The sequence below is a fragment of the Pyxidicoccus caerfyrddinensis genome (assembly GCF_010894405.1).
In the GTDB taxonomy this organism is placed as follows: Bacteria; Myxococcota; Myxococcia; order Myxococcales; family Myxococcaceae; genus Myxococcus; species Myxococcus caerfyrddinensis.
In genome coordinates this window covers 65,409-81,735 of the sequence record NZ_JAAIYA010000014.1, presented here as the reverse complement: position 1 = coordinate 81,735, position 16,327 = coordinate 65,409, and the positions used below count along the sequence as shown (strand labels likewise).

At 70.6% G+C, this 16,327-nt stretch carries 19 protein-coding genes; 11 read left to right on the top strand and 8 right to left on the bottom strand.

Annotated elements, in window-relative coordinates:
* Positions 1 to 63 precede the first annotated feature (63 nt).
* From G4D86_RS30875 to gloA, 6 genes are all read left to right on the top strand, one after another.
* Positions 64 to 2,898: a TonB-dependent receptor domain-containing protein gene (locus tag G4D86_RS30875; RefSeq protein ID WP_240360554.1), complete on the top strand. Its 2,835-nt coding sequence runs from the start codon at positions 64 to 66 to the stop codon at positions 2,896 to 2,898.
* 8 nt (positions 2,899 to 2,906) lie between these two features.
* A complete protein-coding gene (locus G4D86_RS30870) occupies positions 2,907 to 3,356 on the top strand; it encodes a GNAT family N-acetyltransferase (RefSeq protein WP_163997661.1) in 450 nt (149 codons plus the stop codon).
* A 120-nt stretch (positions 3,357 to 3,476) separates the two neighbouring features.
* A complete protein-coding gene (locus G4D86_RS30865; RefSeq protein WP_163997660.1) occupies positions 3,477 to 4,649 on the top strand; it encodes an NAD(P)H-dependent flavin oxidoreductase in 1,173 nt (390 codons plus the stop codon).
* 20 nt (positions 4,650 to 4,669) lie between these two features.
* Positions 4,670 to 5,062, top strand: a complete 393-nt coding sequence (locus G4D86_RS30860; RefSeq protein ID WP_163997659.1) for a hypothetical protein — start codon at positions 4,670 to 4,672, stop codon at positions 5,060 to 5,062.
* A gap of 19 nt (positions 5,063 to 5,081) precedes the next feature.
* Positions 5,082 to 7,394 (top strand): hypothetical protein, encoded by a 2,313-nt coding sequence (locus G4D86_RS30855; protein ID WP_163997658.1) that lies wholly within the window; start codon positions 5,082 to 5,084, stop codon positions 7,392 to 7,394.
* An 85-nt stretch (positions 7,395 to 7,479) separates the two neighbouring features.
* Positions 7,480 to 7,866 (top strand): lactoylglutathione lyase, encoded by a 387-nt coding sequence (gene gloA, locus G4D86_RS30850; RefSeq protein WP_240360553.1) that lies wholly within the window; start codon positions 7,480 to 7,482, stop codon positions 7,864 to 7,866.
* A 34-nt stretch (positions 7,867 to 7,900) separates the two neighbouring features.
* Here gloA and G4D86_RS30845 read toward each other — a convergent pair whose 3' ends face one another.
* The 3 genes from G4D86_RS30845 to G4D86_RS30835 all read right to left on the bottom strand — a co-directional run bounded on the left by G4D86_RS30845 (position 7,901) and on the right by G4D86_RS30835 (position 10,556).
* A complete protein-coding gene (locus tag G4D86_RS30845; protein ID WP_163997656.1) occupies positions 7,901 to 8,251 on the bottom strand; it encodes a DUF2019 domain-containing protein in 351 nt (116 codons plus the stop codon).
* Entirely contained in the window at positions 8,248 to 9,543 is a 1,296-nt protein-coding gene (gene sitA5, locus G4D86_RS30840) for a SitA5 family polymorphic toxin (RefSeq protein WP_163997655.1), read from the bottom strand. The genes G4D86_RS30845 and sitA5 overlap by 4 nt, the downstream gene beginning before the upstream one ends.
* 92 nt (positions 9,544 to 9,635) lie before the next feature.
* A complete protein-coding gene (locus G4D86_RS30835; RefSeq protein WP_163997654.1) occupies positions 9,636 to 10,556 on the bottom strand; it encodes a LysR family transcriptional regulator in 921 nt (306 codons plus the stop codon).
* Positions 10,557 to 10,661: 105 nt separating this feature from the next.
* Between G4D86_RS30835 and G4D86_RS30830 the strand changes: the two genes are divergently transcribed.
* The 4 genes from G4D86_RS30830 to G4D86_RS30815 all read left to right on the top strand — a co-directional run bounded on the left by G4D86_RS30830 (position 10,662) and on the right by G4D86_RS30815 (position 13,872).
* The gene (locus G4D86_RS30830; RefSeq protein ID WP_205519871.1) at positions 10,662 to 11,141 is read left to right on the top strand and encodes a MauE/DoxX family redox-associated membrane protein; all 480 of its coding nucleotides are present in this window, start codon (positions 10,662 to 10,664) and stop codon (positions 11,139 to 11,141) included.
* Between the two features lie 26 nt (positions 11,142 to 11,167).
* Positions 11,168 to 12,133, top strand: coding sequence for a polysaccharide deacetylase family protein (locus G4D86_RS30825; protein ID WP_163997653.1), 966 nt, complete (start codon positions 11,168 to 11,170; stop codon positions 12,131 to 12,133).
* A gap of 47 nt (positions 12,134 to 12,180) precedes the next feature.
* Entirely contained in the window at positions 12,181 to 13,017 is an 837-nt protein-coding gene (gene nudC, locus G4D86_RS30820; protein WP_163997652.1) for an NAD(+) diphosphatase, read from the top strand.
* Positions 13,018 to 13,179: 162 nt separating this feature from the next.
* Positions 13,180 to 13,872, top strand: coding sequence for a radical SAM protein (locus tag G4D86_RS30815; RefSeq protein ID WP_163997651.1), 693 nt, complete (start codon positions 13,180 to 13,182; stop codon positions 13,870 to 13,872).
* Between the two features lie 5 nt (positions 13,873 to 13,877).
* Here G4D86_RS30815 and G4D86_RS30810 read toward each other — a convergent pair whose 3' ends face one another.
* Entirely contained in the window at positions 13,878 to 14,303 is a 426-nt protein-coding gene (locus G4D86_RS30810) for a hypothetical protein (protein ID WP_163997650.1), read from the bottom strand.
* A 16-nt stretch (positions 14,304 to 14,319) separates the two neighbouring features.
* A complete protein-coding gene (locus tag G4D86_RS30805) occupies positions 14,320 to 14,601 on the bottom strand; it encodes a hypothetical protein (protein ID WP_163997649.1) in 282 nt (93 codons plus the stop codon).
* An 87-nt stretch (positions 14,602 to 14,688) separates the two neighbouring features.
* On the opposite strand from G4D86_RS30805, the gene G4D86_RS30800 reads away from it, so the two are divergent.
* The gene (locus G4D86_RS30800; RefSeq protein ID WP_163997648.1) at positions 14,689 to 15,003 is read left to right on the top strand and encodes a hypothetical protein; all 315 of its coding nucleotides are present in this window, start codon (positions 14,689 to 14,691) and stop codon (positions 15,001 to 15,003) included.
* A 3-nt stretch (positions 15,004 to 15,006) separates the two neighbouring features.
* Here G4D86_RS30800 and G4D86_RS30795 read toward each other — a convergent pair whose 3' ends face one another.
* The 3 genes from G4D86_RS30795 to G4D86_RS30785 form a co-directional block, all read right to left on the bottom strand.
* Complete coding sequence (locus G4D86_RS30795) at positions 15,007 to 15,375, bottom strand: hypothetical protein (protein WP_240360552.1); 369 nt, start codon at positions 15,373 to 15,375, stop codon at positions 15,007 to 15,009.
* A gap of 173 nt (positions 15,376 to 15,548) precedes the next feature.
* Positions 15,549 to 15,803, bottom strand: coding sequence for a GIY-YIG nuclease family protein (locus tag G4D86_RS30790; RefSeq protein WP_163997822.1), 255 nt, complete (start codon positions 15,801 to 15,803; stop codon positions 15,549 to 15,551).
* Positions 15,804 to 15,873: 70 nt separating this feature from the next.
* Positions 15,874 to 16,215: a CBS domain-containing protein gene (locus G4D86_RS30785; protein WP_205519863.1), complete on the bottom strand. Its 342-nt coding sequence runs from the start codon at positions 16,213 to 16,215 to the stop codon at positions 15,874 to 15,876.
* Between the last annotated feature and the right edge of the window lie 112 nt (positions 16,216 to 16,327).

The window sequence follows — 16,327 nt, the reverse complement described above, 5'->3', positions numbered from 1 at the left end:
GCTGCCAACCGGCAGCCCCCCATGGACCTGCCCTCCCAGAGAGGGAAGAATGGCCGCCGCGCCATGCTTCCCTCCCGTTACGGCCTGTTCCTCCTGTCGCTCCTGCTCCTGTCCAGCCCCGTGCTCGCGGACAACAACGCGGACGAGGCCGACATCGCCTTCGAGCTCGGCAACGACGCCTACGCCCGGGGCCAGTACGCCGAGGCGCTGCGCTCCTACTTCACCAGCTACCGCCTGGTCCCCAACCGCAACGTCCTCTTCAACATCGCCCGCTGCTTCGAGGCGCTGAACAAGTTCAACGAGGCGTACCGCTACTACAACGACCTGCTCACCGAGGACCTCCCCTCCGACGATGCCGCCGAGGTCTCCCGCTCGGTGGAGCGGCTCCGCCCCAAGGTGGCCCTCGTCAAGGTGACCACCAATCCCAAGGGCGCCGAGGTCTTCGTGGACCGCATGGACCTGGGCAGCCGCGGCCGCTCGCCCCAGACGCTCGCGCTGACACCCGGCCGTCACAAAGTCATGGTGAAGAAGGACGGCTACCGCTCCGCCGAGGCCACCCTCTCCCTGGTGCGCGGCCGCGAGGCCGAGCAGACCTTCGAGCTGGTCCTCATCACCGGCGGCGTGGAGCTGTCCGGCACCCCCGAGGGCGCCGAGGTGCGCGACTCCCCCAACGGCCCCGTCATCGCCCGCCTGCCCGGGCGCGCCCGCCTGTCCCCCGGCCAGCGCGTCCTCTACGTGCGCGCCCCCGGCTATGCCCCCGGCCAGTACGTGGTGGACGTGCCTCCCGACGGCAACGTGCCCCTCGCCGTGTCCCTGCGCGTGCAGGACCGCCCCACCGGCCGGCTCGTCGTCACCGCCAACCGCGACGGCGCCGCCGTGCGCGTGGATGGCAAGCCCACCGGCTTCACCCCCACCGTCGTCACCCTCCCCGAGGGCGAGCACACCCTCGAGGTCGAGAGCCGCGAGGTGCGCCCGCTGCGCCAGACGGTGACGGTGGTGGCCGACCAGGAGGTCAAGGTCCACGCCGAGCTGCGCTACGCGCCGCCTCCCGTGCGCGCCGCGTCCAAGAGCCTTGTGTCCGTGGACGAGGCCCCCGCCTCCACCACCGTGCTCACCCAGGAGGAGCTGCGCGCCTTCGGCTGGCGCACCCTCGCCGAGGCCCTCTCCGGCGTGCGCGGCATCTTCCTCACCGACGACCGGACGTACACCTACCTGGGCGTGCGCGGCTTCTCGCCCCCGGGCGACCTCAACACCCGCGTCCTCATCCTCTGGGACGGCCACTCCATGAACGACGTCTGGGCCGGCCAGGGCTATGCCGCCCATGACCTCAGCGTGGACCTCCAGGAGGTGGAGCGCATCGAAGTCGTGCGTGGCCCCGGCTCCGCCCTGTACGGCACCGGCGCCTTCTTCGCCGTCATCAACGTGGTGCCGCGCGAGTCGCTCGGCCCGGACCACCGCCTGGAAGTCACCGGCGCGGTGGGCGCGCTGGGCACCACGCGCGGGCACGCCACCGCCGCATGGGAGAGTGGCGACCGCTCCGTGCTGGTGAGCGCCGCGGCCCTGAGCGCCTCGGGCGCGGACACCACGCGGCTGGGGAGCAACGACCTCATCGTCACCGGCCTGGACGCGGAGAAGACGGCCGGCGGCTCGCTGAAGGCCCGCCTGGGTAACTTCTCCGCGCAGGCCGTGTTCAACGTCCGCTCCAAGGAGCTGCCCACCGCCCCGTACGGCACCGTGCCGGGCGTCAAGGGCAACATCGTGCAGGACCTGCGCGCCTTCGCCGAGGCCCGCTATGAGCGCGACTTCTCCGAGCGCTTCAGCCTGTCCATGCGCGGCGCGTTCGACCTCAGCCGCTACGAGGGCACCTACGTCTACCCGGAGGCAGAGGGCGGGCCCACCCGGGAAGAGGGCGACGCGGACTGGCTCACCGCCGAGGCGCGCGCGCGCCTGGGCCTCTTCGAGGGCAACCGCCTCACCCTCGGCGTGGAGGGACAGGCGCAGCTGCGCGTGCGGCAGACGGCCGCCGGCGACGAGCTGCCCGCGCAGAACCGCACGCTGGTGTCCGCCTACCTGCTCGACGAGTGGCAGCTGCACCCGCGGCTGAGCGTCTCGGCCGGCCTGCGCCTGGACAAGTACCTGGACCTGGACACCACGCCGATTACGCCGCGTCTGGCCTTCATCGCCCGGCCCTACGACGCGGGCCTCACCAAGCTGGTGGCAGGCCGCGCCTTCCGCGCGCCCAACGTCTACGAGCTCTACTACGCGGACGGCATCTCCCAGGGCGCCGCCAAGACGCTGGAGCCGGAGACCATCACCACCTTCGAGCTGGAGCACTCGCACGACCTGACGGACGAGCTGCGCGTCACCGTGGCCGGCTACCACAACCGCATCTCCAGCCTTGTGCAGCTCCGCGCGGAGGAGACCCCTTCCGGCGACTGCGGCACCACCGCGTGCCTGCGCTTCGTCAACGCCGACGACACCACGCTGGCCTGGGGCGCGGAGGCCGGCGTGCACTGGCAGCCGGGCCGCTGGCTGCTGGTGGACGTCAGCTACTCGTACGTGACGCTGAAGAACGCCACCGACGACGTGACCGCCGCGGCCCCCGCGCACCTCGTCTCCGGGCGGCTGCTGATGCCGCTGGGCGGCGGCGACATGCGGCTGGCCACGCAGGCCACCTACCAGAGCGCGCGCGCCGACGGCCCGGGCGGTGCCGACAGCGGCGAGGCGCTGCTCGTCGGCTTCGGCCTCTCCGGCGACTACGGCCCGCTGCGCTACTTCGCCGGCGTGCACAACCTGCTGGACACGCGCTACACGCTGCCGGTGTCGGACGAGAACTCCATCGCCCCCGTGCCTCAGTACGGCCGCACCTTCACCCTCCAGCTCACCGGCACCTTCTGACCGCTGCCATGTCCGACGCCGTGCTGTCCTTCAGCTTCATCCACCCCGGCCACGCCCTGTACGCGGGCGAGCTGGAGCTGCGCTTCCGCGTGCTGCGCGAGCCGCTCGGCTTCACCCGCGCCCAGGTGGCTTTCCCCTTCGAAGCGGACAGCCTCCACCTCGTGGCGCACCAGGGCGACACCGTGCTGGGATGTGTCCTCTTCAACCCCGAGGACGCGCACGGCGGCCGCCTCTTCCAGATGGCCGTGGCCTCCCACCTCCAAGGACAGGGACTGGGCGCCCGGCTGGTGCGCTCCCTGGAAGAGGAGCTGCGCCGCCGGGGCTTCACCCACGTCCACCTCCACGCGCGCGGGCCCGTCGTCCCCTTCTACGAGCGCCTCGGCTATGCCGTTTACGGAGAGCCTTTCACCGAGGTCGGAATTCCGCATCGGCACATGCGCAAGGCGCTCGACATCTAGGGTGGGACAGCTGTCACCCGCCCACCAACCCGGGTGGCGTCTTCCCCACCCATGCGCATGATCCACGGGGGTGCTGGTAACCTCTGAAATCCCGATTCGCCGGCACCTCCAGGAGACACGATGAACGGCACGAACGATGGACGTTCCCCGGAAGACAGCGCGCCCGAGGCAGACGACACCGCCGACGGACCCCGGCGGCCCATCTACGTGCTGCAGGGCAACACGCTGCACACGCGGCTGACGCGCGAGCTGGGCGTTCACTATCCGTTCGTCAGCGCGGGCATGGGCTTCGTGGCGCTGCCGCCGCTCGTCATTGCCGTGTCGGAAGCAGGCGGCATCGGCATGCTCGGCGTCGCGCCCGAGCCGGCACCCTTCCTGCGCGCCCGCCTCCAGGCCATCCAGGCAGGCACGAAGCGCCCGTACGGGGTGAACTTCATCGTCGCGAGCGCGGGCGGCCAGGACTTCACCACGCGCGAGCACATCGACACCTGCATCGCCGAGCGCGTGCCCGTCGTCTCCTTCCACTGGGACACGCCGCCCTCGGAGTGGGTGAAGGCGCTGAAGGCCGCGGGCACGAAGGTGTGGATGCAGGTGCCCTCGGTGGAGGCGGCGAGGAAGGCGCTGGACTGGGGCGCGAACGGACTCATCGCCCAGGGCCGGCAGGCCGGCGGCCACAACCGGAGCACCGTGTCCACGCTGAAGCTGGTGCGCGAGCTGCGCCCGCTGGCCCGCGACGTGACGGTGCTGGCCGCTGGTGGCATCGCCGACGGACTGAGCGCGGCGCGCGCCCTCTTCCACGGCGCCGACGGTGTCTGGGTGGGCACGCGCATGGTGGCCTCCGTGGAGGCCTACGCGCACGCGGGCTTCAAGCAGCGACTGGTGGACGGTGACGCGGGCGACTCGGAGTTCACCACCCTCTTCGGCCCGGAGTGGCCGGGCCAACGGATGCGTGTGTTGCGCAACCGCGTGGTGCGCGAGTGGGCCGGCCGCGAGGACCGCATCCCGACGCCGCCTCCTCCGCCGGAGCGCATCGGCACCACGACGCTGTTCCCCGGTGCCCCGGGCGGCAACGCGCCGTTCCCGATGCCGAAGTTCTGCTCCTTCATTCCCACGCCCGGCACCGAGGGCGACCTGGAGGAGATGTGCATGCCCGCCAGCGGCGCCAGCATGGCGCGCATCGAAGGCGTGCAGCCCGCGGGTCAAATCGTGGTGGAGATGATGGAGCACGCGCACCAGGTGCTCTCCGGGCCGCACGGCCTGGACGGTGACGCCGAAGAGGACGACCGGGGCTGAGTTGGAGTAGGAGCGCCTCCATGAGCTCCCTCTGGAGGCGCGCGTCGCTCGCGGGTTGGCTGGCCTTCGCGCTGTGTGGCGCGACGGCGGTGGTGCGGGCCGCCACCTCGCGTGTGCCCGGGGCCGAGCGCCGCCTGTCCCCCGCCGAGCGCACCGAGGTGGGCCGCGCTGCCGCCACCGAGGAGCCCGGCTGGCGGCTGCGCTCGCGCCATTCCTTTCCGGGAGACCACTGGTCCCAGGACGACGACTTCGGCGCCTCCGAGCGGAGCTGGGCCGTGGGCGAGGCCCGCAAGCGCGGGGTGCCGGTGACGGACGTGTTCGACGCCATCGACGCGGAATTGCACTCGGCGCCCGTCCAACCTCCACGCAAGGCCACCGCCAGCCCGTGCAAGCCCCGGCCCTTCTACGACTGAAGCGCGCCCGCCTCCGCCCATGACGCCTCCTTCCCGACGGCTGCTCCGCGCCGCCCACCACGCCGCCTCGCTTCCCGGCCCGCGCCTGGCCCTCTTCGGCCTGCTGGCCCTCGTGGCCTGCTGGTACCCGCTGTCGCGGGCCGGAGCGCTGAGTGACTTCCGCGACTCACACCTGCTGCACTCGTACGAGGACGCGGGCACGCGCACGCTGACGCGCTACGGACAGCTGCCGCTGTGGAACCCATGGTCGTGCGGCGGGCAGTACGCGCTCGGCAGTCCGCAGACGCGCGTGGCGTCACCGACGCTGCTGGTGTCCGCGGCACTGGGTGCTCGACGCGCGGAGCCGGTGGTGTTGTGGGCCTTCCTCGTGCTCGGCATGGAGGGCTTCTTCCGCTACGCGCGGCGGCGCGTGGGCTCCGCGCTAGGGGCACTGGGCGCGGCGCCGCTGTTCGGCCTCACTGGGTTCACCGCGCTGTCGTGGTCCATTGGCTGGCTCAACTTCGCGGGCTTCCTGCTGCTGCCGTGGCTGCTCGTGGGCACTTACCAGGCCGCGCGAGGGAAGGTGGCAGGCGCGGCGCTGGTGGCGGGCGTCTTCGCCTTGCTGCTCGGCTTCGGCGGGACGTACCCGGTGCCGATGGGTGCCCTCTTCGTCGCGCTGGAGGCGGGGCGCACGCTGTACGGGATGCGCGGCACCGCGCGGTGGCGCACGGCGCTGTGGGGACTGGGAGCCACCGCCCTGTTCACCCTGGCCGCGTGCGCGTACCGGCTGTGGCCGCTGCTGGAGACGATGCGCTCCTCGCCGCGCGTCATGGCGGGCACGCCGGGGCATTCGATTGAGACGCTGGGGCGCATGCTGCTCGAGCTTCCGGCGTCCTCGGGGCACAGCAACCCGGGCAACTTCTTCCTCATGGCCGTGGCGCTCGCGCTCGTACCCGTCGCAGTGGTGCTGAGCCGCCGCCGCGCGCTGTACCCCTTCGTGCTGGGGGCGCTGTGCGTGTGGATGGCGGCGGGCTACTCGGCGAAGCCTTCACTGTTCGCGGGGCTGCGGCTCTTGCCCATCTTCGGGACGCTGCGCTACCCGGAGCGCTTCCTCGTCCCCGCGGGACTCTTCATCGCTGAACTGGCCGCGCTGGGGCTCGCCATGCTCCTGGTGCGGGCGGGGCGCTCGCCTTCGCCTCGTTGGAGCTGGGGCGCGGCGCTCGCGTGTGGCCTGGTGGTGGCGGGCTGGGGCGTGCAGGTCCACGCGTTCACCCGGCTCACCCACTGGGCGACGCTGCTCGCCGAGCCTCCACCCACGCCGCCTGAAGCGGAGCGGCCCTTCGCGCAGGCACGTGGCAACCGGTGGGCGCAGGGGTACTTCGTGGCCATCAACCGGGGCTCCATCGCCTGTGGTGAAGCGTGGCCGGTGCCCATGTCCGAGCGCCTGCGCGGAGACCTGCCACAGGAGGAGTATCTGGAGGACGCGGCGTCCGGCACCGCGCGCCGCGTGGAGTGGACGCCCAACCGCGTGGAGGTGGACGTGGCGGCGACGCGGCCGGCGGTGCTTCTCGTGAATCAGAACTGGCACCCGGGCTGGAAGGCGTCGGTGGGCGAGGTGGTGTCGCGGGACGGGCTGCTCGGTGTGCAACTGCCGGCGGGCGAGCACCGCGTGGTGCTGCGCTTCCTGCCGCGCTCGGGTATCGGTGGGACGGTGGTGTCGGCGCTCGCGTGGGTGGGGTTGGTTTTCCTCGCGTGGCGCTCGCGGGGGCGGATGCATCGACTGGGGCCGGAAGCCCTGATGGTGGCGTCCGTGCCGCTGTTCGTCTGGGCCGCGCTGCTGACGGCGTGGCGCGAGCCGGTGGCGCGGGCGGTGCCTCGCAATCCGGATGGCTCGTCGATGCAGGTGGCCTCGCTGCCTCCGCTCGCGCGGCGCCTGGACGTGCGCTTCGACGCACCGGTGGAATTGGTCGCGGCGGAGGTGCCCTCGACGCCGGACGCGGAGGGCCTGCTGCACATGGTGCTCTACTGGCGGGTGACGGGGCCGGTGCCACGCTCGGCCGGCGTGTTCGTGCACCTGCCCGGCCCCGAGGGCAGCAAGCGGAAGAACGCGGACCACGCGGTGCTGGGCGGCACCTTCTTCCTCCGCGAGGCTCCGAGGGACACGCTCCTGCGCGACGCCTTCGCCGTGTCCACGACGGACTGGGAGGCCGGCGAGTGGAAGGTGCTGGTGGGCCTGTGGCACGCCGGCGGCGATGGCTCGCGCATCGGCGCCCGTGGGCCCGACGGGCGGCCCCTCACCGAGTCGCGCGTGGAGGCAGGCGCCTTCACGGTGCCGGCGAAGACAGCGAACTGACACTGCGTGCGGGGCAGCGGACAGCTCGGGACGGATGGCCCTGGAGTGCCGAGACGCGACGCGTCCGGGGCGTTATGAAGCGCGCATGAGAATCCTGCACACCATGCTGCGCGTTGGAAATCTGGAGAAGTCGCTCGACTTCTACACCCGCGTCATCGGGATGAAGTTGCTGCGCCGCCATGACTATCCGGATGGGAAGTTCACGCTGGCGTTCGTGGGCTTCGGCCCCGAGGACGCGCACCCGGCGCTGGAGCTGACCTACAACTGGGGCGTCGAGAAGTACGAGCTGGGCACGGCGTACGGCCACGTTGCCCTGGGCGTGAATGACATCCACGGCACGTGCGACGCCATCCGGAAGGCCGGGGGCAAGGTGGTCCGCGAGCCGGGGCCGATGAAGCACGGCACCACGGTGATTGCCTTCGTCGAGGACCCGGACGGGTACCGCGTGGAGCTGATTCAGCAGGGGACGTGAGGGCTCGGGTGAGCGCTCCGGCAGCCCCGGAGCGCTACACGGGGTCCAGGCCCCACGTGCCGCTCTCCCAGTTCTTCAACACCTGCGCGGCCTCGAACGCAGCGAGGCCCTCGCCTCTGGCGGCGGCCATCAACACCGCCTTCGCATCCTCGGTGCGGTAGCGAAGCAGGCATGCAGCGGCGCCGACCCGCACATCCATCCGAGGATGTGTCAGCAACACAGCCAGTGCATCCCTGCCAGCGTCGCCTGCGGCACGCAGCTTCTTGAATGCGGCGATGTAGCGGCCCGCGTGCTTGTTTCCGGTCCTGGCATCCCCCTGAAGGATGGCGTCGGACTGCGCGGCCACGTGCCGTGCGAACTCCTCGACGAGTTCCTCGAGAGTCACCGCCAGATTCCTTTCTGGATGTTCTGGATGGCCATCAGCCCGAAGTCGCGCTGGGCAGTGAAGGACTGCGTGCTCAACCACTCCCGTACCGTCAACGTTTCGGAGTTGGTGATGAAGAAGCGCTTCGAGGAATAGAACGCACTCACTCTCTCATGCAGAGACGTATCCAGCGGGATGACGTTCTGGGTGTTGTGAAGCGAGTGCGGCCCGAACCGCTGAACGTTGCCTGGTGTCTGCTCGACGACATGGTGCCACTGCCGCCCCGGCCCCGCGGACCCCAGGGCCTTCCGCAGCCCGCTGGACGAGCCCCAGGCCTTGAACCCCACGGCACCGGATGCGGCGCCTCCATGGTTCGGGCCCAGGGCAGCCATGGCGACAGCTCCGGGTGCCAGTGTCAGCGCGAGGCTTCCTTCGGTGATGGAGACCGCGCTGACAGCTCCTACTGCCGCCAGGTTGAGGCCTACCTGTGAGGCGCCTACCGCGGAGGCCTCCGTGAATGCAGGGAGCATTGGCATCCGCGAGGCCAGCCCCGCCGCACCTCCCGTCACGCCCTTGCTCAGCAGCACCGTCATGGCGAGCACGAATACACGTGCCCCCTGCTGCCCCAGAACGCCGCCAAATCGCACGCCAGCCTCTTCAAGCTCCTGGAATGTCCTGGCTGCATCCGAAGCCTGCTTCAGCTCGAAGCAGGCCTTCACCACCGACAGGAACGCATCAATGCCCAGGTACACCATGACCACCGCCGCCATCACGGCCGCGGCCTTCGTGAATACCGGCTCGGGTGCCGCTGCCAGCGCCACCCATGATGCGAGTCCCGTCACCACCACGGCGTAGAAGAATTGAGGATTGAGGGTGTCCCTCACGGCTTCGCCAATGCTCTCCCGCATCGGCTCCAGCGACATGCCCAGCGCCAGCGACAGCTTGTCCGTGGGACTGAAGTGCAGCCCGTCCTCCAAGAGGGAGAGACAGTCACCGACGGCCTCGTGTGCCCTACACCATCGACCGTAGTGGTTGCGCAGCACACCGTGCCAGGTCGAATCCAGCGTGGCACCGTAGGTCGAAGCACGCACCAACAAGCCCGCCTCGGATGGCCGGAGTGACATGGGCACCTCCAGCACCAGCCGCGCGAGTGCGTGCTCGAAATCGCGCTTGTCCACCCCAACCGACCTGTCCCAGGTGGGTGGTACGTATTCCAGAGGTCGACCCTCGCCAGTATCGAGGCGTATGACGCGCGGGCTCGCGCATCCCAGAACCAGCAGCAGTACCACCGACACCGCACGGTGAAGTGACATGGGCAATCCCCTTGTCCTTGCGTCGGAAGGACACCGTGGCTGAGGCCAGGTGGGCTGATACCCACGCAAAGTATTCCGAGAAGGGACGGGGCTCACTTCTCCTCCGTCGCCGGGAACCGCTCCGACGCCTTCGCTGCGATGAAGTCCAGGAACGCGCGCACGTGCGCGGGCATCGCGGTGCGGCGCAGGTACACCGCGGAGACGAAGCGCGGTGCGGGACGGAACGGGGCCAACACCCGCACCAGAGCTCCGGACGCCAGCTCCTTCGCGACGAGGTACTCGGGCAGCACCGCGATGCCCATTCCCTCGAGCGCTGCCCGGTGCAGCGCCGGCAGGCTGTTGCACCGGAAACGGCACTTCGGCGGGCGCACCTCCTGCGTCCGCCCTGCGTGCCGCAACTCCAGCGGCCGCGCCGCCGGGCCTCGCTGGGGCAGCAGCACCTCGTGTCCCGACAGCTCCCTCGGCCGCCTCGGCGTCCCCTGCTCGCGCAGGTAGCCCGGGCTCGCGCACAGCACGTACGGCTGCATGCCCAGCCGCCGCATCACCAGGGCGCTCGGCTCCAGCTTCGGCGCGATGCGCAGCGCCACGTCCACGCCGCCCTCCACCAAGTCCACCATCGCGTCCTCCAGCACCAACTCCAGGCTCACCGCCGGATGCGCTCGGAGGAACTCATTCATCATCGGCACCAGCACGTGCTGCCCGAAGAGCACCGGCGCGGAGACACGGAGCGTGCCTCGCGGCACTCCCTGCTCCGCCAGGTCCCGCTCCGCCTCGTCGAGCGCTTCGAGGATGCCTCGCGCGTGCCCCAGGTAGCGCTCCCCCGCCGCCGTGAGCTGCAGCCGCCGCGTCGTGCGCTGCACCAGCTCCGTGCCCAGGCGCTCCTCCAGCGCCGCCAGCTCGCGACTCACCGCCGACGGCACCCGCCGCAGCGCCCGCGCCGCCCCGGCGATGCTGCCCGCCCTCGCCACCTCCACGAATGTCCGCAGCGCCTCGAAGCGGTCCCGGCTCGCCATGATTCGTGCTCCTCGCGCACGAATGTCGTGCATCCCTGACGCCTGTTCAAGCCGGACCTCGTGGCGCATTCAAGAGACATCACCGCTCCACACAGGAGGAGAACCATGAGTCTCCAGAATCACGACACCGCCCCGAGCCACCTCAGTGACCGCCAGCTCGCGCACGCAGTGCTCCGGCTCGTGTTCGGCACCAACCTCACCGTGCATGGCCTGGTCCGCGTGGGCGCGCCCGGCAGCTTCGCCGACGCGCTGGTACAGGGCTTCGCCAACACACCGCTGCCGGAGTGGAGCGTGCGCGCCTTCGCCGTGGGCCTGCCCTTCGTGGAGCTCGCCGTGGGCCTGTGCATCCTGCTGGGATTGCGCCTGCGCCTCGCGCTCGTCGCCGGAGGCGTCGTCCTCGCGTCGCTCACCTTCGGCGAGTGCCTGCGCCAGGAATGGAGCGCCGTGGGCCTGCACCTCAGCTACGCGCTCGCCTACTACGTCCTCCTCTCCCGCGCCGCCGATGCCCGCTTCACCGTTGACGGCCTGCTGCGCTCCCGCCGTCCGGAAGGCGCCCTCTCCGCCTCCCACCCGAGCCGGGCCTGAAACCCCATCCGAATCGGAGTCCCACCATGTCCCTGTCCCGCCGTGAGTTCGTCACCCAGACCGCCGTGGCCGGCGCGGCCGTCGCCGCGACCTCCGTTGCTTCGCCCCGTCCCGCCCCGAGAGCCCGCAAAGCGGAGGCGTGGCCCAACGGCGCCCGGCTCGCCATCTCCATCTCCATGCAGTTCGAGGCCGGTGCCCAGCCCGAGCACGGCGCGAGCGGGCCCTTCCCGCCCATCGACTCGCGCTACCCCGACCTGCCCACCTCCACGTGGTACGCGTATGGCTACAAGGAGGGCCTGCCCCGGCTGCTCGACGTGTTCGACCGCCAGGGCGTCAAGGTGACATCTCACATGGTCGGCGCCGCCGTGGACCTGAACCCCGCGCTCGCCCGCGAAGTCGTCCAGCGAGGCCACGAGGCCGCAGCGCATGGCCAGACGTGGACGCCGCAGTTCTCCATGACTCGCGAGGAGGAGCGTGCCTCCTACGAGGCCAACATCCAGAGCATCCTCCGCGCCACCGGCACCCGTCCCGTGGGCTTCAACGCTTTCTGGCTGCGCGGCACGCCGAACACGCTCCCGCTGCTCCAGGAGCTGGGCTTCCTCTACCACATCGACGACGTGAGCCGGGACGAGCCCTTCCTCGTACCCGTCAATGGCAAGCCCTTCGCCGTCGTCCCCTACACGCTCGGCCTCAACGACATCGTCCTCTTCGAGGAACGCCACTTCAGCGCGGACCAGTTCGCCAGCGAGTTGCGCCACGAGTTCGACGCCCTCCTCGCCGAGTCCGCCACCCGCCGCCGCATGATGTCCATCAGCATGCACGACCGCATCGGCGGCCGCCCCGCCCGCGCACGCGTACTCGAGGAGTTCATCGCCTACGCGAAGCGCCAGCCCGGCGTCTGGTTCGCGCGCAAGGACGAGCTGGCCCGCATCGCCCTGGAGAGCCCCCTCACCCCGCGCGAGGGCGCACTGGCCGCCGCTTCCCAGCCTTGAAGCACGGGACACCTGCACACCGGCCTCGCGCCCGTTAAGGTGCCCCCGTGAGCACCGCCCCGCACTTCGTCCCCGGCCATGAGCCGCCCGCCCGTCCTCGCGACGGCGCCCTCCTCTTCCTCGCCCGAGGCATGGACGTGCTCGTCCAGGAGCACGAGGGCGCTGTCTCCATTCCCACCGGTGCGGCCTTCCCGGAGCTCGCCACCGAGGCGCACTACCTCGGCGCCCTCGACGGGCAGGACTGCTACGCGGCCGTCCTCCCGGAGGACTTCACCCCGCCCGACGGCTTCAAGAAGGTCCCCGGGCGCTCGCTCTACCGGCGCCTGGACGACGTCCGCTTCGCCGTGGTGGGCCGCTCCATCTCCATCGCCGAGTGGGACCTCACCCACCGCTTCTGCGGCCGCTGCGGCACGCCCACCCAGCTCGTCCCCGGTGAGCGCGCCCGCCGCTGCCCGGTGGACCACACGCCCTTCTACCCGCGCATCGCCCCCGCCATCATCGTCCTCGTCACCCGCGGCGACACGATGCTGCTCGGCCGCAACGCCACCTTCCCCGAGCCCATGTTCAGCACGCTCGCCGGCTTCGTGGACCCCGGTGAGACGCTGGAGCAGTGCGTCGCCCGCGAGGTGAAGGAAGAGGTCGGCATCGAGGTGAAGAACATCCACTACTTCGGCTCGCAGCCGTGGCCCTATGGGCGCTCGCTCATGGTGGGCTTCACCGCCGAGTACGCCGGGGGCGACATCCAGGTGGACCCCAAGGAAATCGCCGAGGCCCACTGGTTCACCCCCGACAACCTCCCCCGCATCCCCCCGCGCATCAGCATCGCCCGCCAGCTCATCGACTCCTTCGTCGAGCGCGTGAAGGGCCCACCCGCAACGCCCTGAAGGCGAGCCGCCTCCAGAGGGCCCGCCCGCTTCCCTGCCCGGGAATGCCGGGCGTCAGCGAGCCCGTTACCGTCCGTCTTCAGGGGTCCGCACTTGCTTTCACCTTCACAGTGCGGTTGAAGCGCCCCTCCCCGACGCATCCGGAAGACGAAGCAAGAAGCCATGCCCGCCGCGCGCCCGCACATCGAGCCCCGCCTCGTCCCCACCGCTGACTCCGTGGTGGTGAAGGAGGTCTACCTCTCCGTCCAGGGCGAGTCCTCCCACGCCGGCCTGCTCTGCGCCTTCGTCCGCCTCACCGGCTGCCACCTGCGCTGCACCTACTGCGACAGCGAGTTCGCCTTCCACGGCGGCCAGCGCCGGAAGAACGCGGACGTCATCGCCGAGGTGAAGGCCCTCAACACCCCCAACGTGGAAGTCACCGGCGGCGAGCCCCTCCTCCAGCCCGGCGTCTACCCGCTGATGCAGGGCCTGCTCGACGCCGGCCTCAAGGTGCTGCTCGAGACGAGCGGCGCCATCGACGTGCGGCTCGTGCCTCCGGCCGTCCACAAAATCGTGGACATGAAGACGCCGTCCTCGGGCGAGCACTCGCGCAACGACTACCGCAACTTCACGTCGATGAACGCCAATGACGAGCTGAAGTTCGTCATCGGCTCGCGCGAGGACTACGACTGGTCCAAGGCGCTCATCGCCGAGCACCGCCTGCTGCAGAAGCCCTACGGCATCCTCTTCTCCACCGTCTACGACAAGCTCCACCCGCGCCAGCTCGCCGAGTGGGTCATCGACGACAGGCTCGCCGTCCGCTTCCAGCTCCAGATGCACAAGTACCTCTGGGACCCGAACGCGCGCGGCGTGTGACGCCTTCAGGCGCCGCGTGGCAGCAGCAGCCACAGCAGCCACAGGCCGGACAGCACCACGTTCAGCACGCCCAGCCCCAGCACCACCTGCGCCTGCGTGCGGCCCTTCTCGGGGCCTTCACCGCGGCGGATGCGCCGCAATTCGCGCGTGCTCAGCACCAGCCCGGCCACTCCCGCCACCAGCGTGGGCAGCGGCAGCGCCAGCGAGCACGGCAGGCACGAGAGCCCCAGCACGTTGAGCGCCAGCGCCCCCTGCACCACGCGCGACGGCCGGGCCTCGCGGCGCAGCAGCACCACGCAGGGCTCGCAGTAGGGGGACTCGCCCACCACCTCCGTGCAGTCGCCGCACAGGAAGTTGCCGCAGCGCGCGCACGTGGCCACCGCCGCGACGTCCGGGTGGGTGGCGCAGCGGGCCCCGCCAGGCGTGGACATCACAGGCGGAGTGCCTTCAGAAGCCCGGGGGCGGGACGTGGGAGGACAGCTCGCTCAGCCCGTGCGCGCCCAGCCCCAGGAACACCGCCGCCAGCACAGTGCTGGCCATGAAGCCGGCGACGATGAGTCCCTTGCGCGGATGCTCGAACTGGCTGAACGCATAGAACAGCACGTAGCAGGGAATGAGCAGCACCATGACGCCCGTGCCCACGCTCCGTCGGAACGCGTGAATCAGCAGGGTGACGGCGCAGACCAGCGCGATGAGACCGAAGAGGATGGCGAGCGGAAGCAGCGGCACGCCCCCCCTTTAACACGTCCCATTCCTGGCCACCGCACCGTGCGCATATTAAGCACGGCCCGACGTCAACCCGCCGAGGTGCCTGCCATGAACACCGCCAAGACACTGTTCAACTTCGTCCTCGCGGGAGCCCTGCTGGGCATCGTCGTCGCCTCGCTGGTCGGCCCCGCCTTCCTCGGCTGGTACAACGAGACGCCCTTCGCCACGCAGACGGTGTGCAACCTGCCGCAGGTGATTCGGGGCACCACGTCCTCGCTGCTCACCTACCAGGCCATCGGAGCGGGCATTGGCGCGCTCGTCATGCTCATCCTCGGCGTGCTCTTCGTGCGCCGCGCCGGCCGCCGCGCCCGGGAGCAGGCGGGGACGACGCCGCCCCCTGCCACCCCCAGCGCCACCGCCTGACGACTACTGCACCCGCACCAGCACCGGGGGCGTGGTGCCCAGCACGCCACCGCCCTCGTTGTCCGTCACCGTGACGGTGATGTTGAACGTCGACGTCTCCGACACCTGCGGCGCAATCCAGGTGGGGTTGCGCGCGTGCGTGTCGCTGAAGTGGCCCGCGGGCTCGGCGGGAATCTGCACCCACTCGTACTGCATCTCGTCCCCGTCCGGGTCCACCACCTCCAGCTCCAGCAACACCTCGCCCCCCGGCGACACGGAGAGAGGATTCGGGCGCGGCCCCACCGTGACCTCCGGCGGCTGGTTGACCAGGCAGCCGAGGCTCATGGCCCCCAGCGCCAGCGCCACGATGACTCCCGAAGACGACCGAGACATGGACTTCCCCCTGCGAAGAATGGTCCTACCCTAACGCGTCCCCACGCTCGGGTGTATCGGGGCACCTTCCGGAAAAGTCCTGGAATCCATGATGGAAGTCACACGCCCGGCTGAAAGGTCCAACACCGGTAGTCATCCCTGCTCGCCAGTCCCAGGGGAAACGTCGGATGGGCTCACTTCCGGCGGCGCGCGGGAGGCTTCCTCCGGGCGGCCACCAGCAGCAGCTTGTCCCCCCGGGACAGGCGCTTGATGGCGGCCTCGCGGCGCAGGGCCGCGCCCCGGTCCCCGACGGACTCGCTCCACACCAGGGTGACGGGCAGGCGGGCGCGCGTATAGGCGGCTCCGCGACCCCGCCCGTGGGTGGCCAGCCGGCGCTCCAGGTCGTTGGTGGCGCCGGTGTACAGCGTGCCGTCGCAGCAGCGCAGCATGTAGACAGACCAGGTGGGTGTTTCGTCCGACACGGCGGGCGCACTGTACCGCCCCCGCCGGCCGGACGCCTCACTCCTTCCCGGTCGCCGGGGCCGCCGGGCCGCGCTGTTTCTTGCGCAGCCGTGGCAGGTGCAACTGGAACCTCAACAGCCGCAGGCGCGTCCGCTCCCGGGGCGGAGGCTTCACCCTCGCCATGACCCGGGAGACTGGCGAGAGGGGATCATCCCCCCACGCCGCGAGGATGTGCGCCTCGCTCACCAATCCCAACAACCCACCCCCCTCACCCACCACCCCCAACATCCGCACCTGGTGCCGCTCCATCTCGCGAAGGGCACGCAGGAGGGTATCTGTGGGAAAAACGGTGGCGATGAAGGAGGACAACGCTTCCTTGAAAGCCCGGTTTTGCCTCATGCAGCGTCCTCCCGCCATCACGCGCACATCTCCCTGCAACAGCCCTGCCGGGAGTAGGTGAGGGTGGCCATTCAACACAGCATGGCGCCACGGACGGGCTTAGACTGGTTGG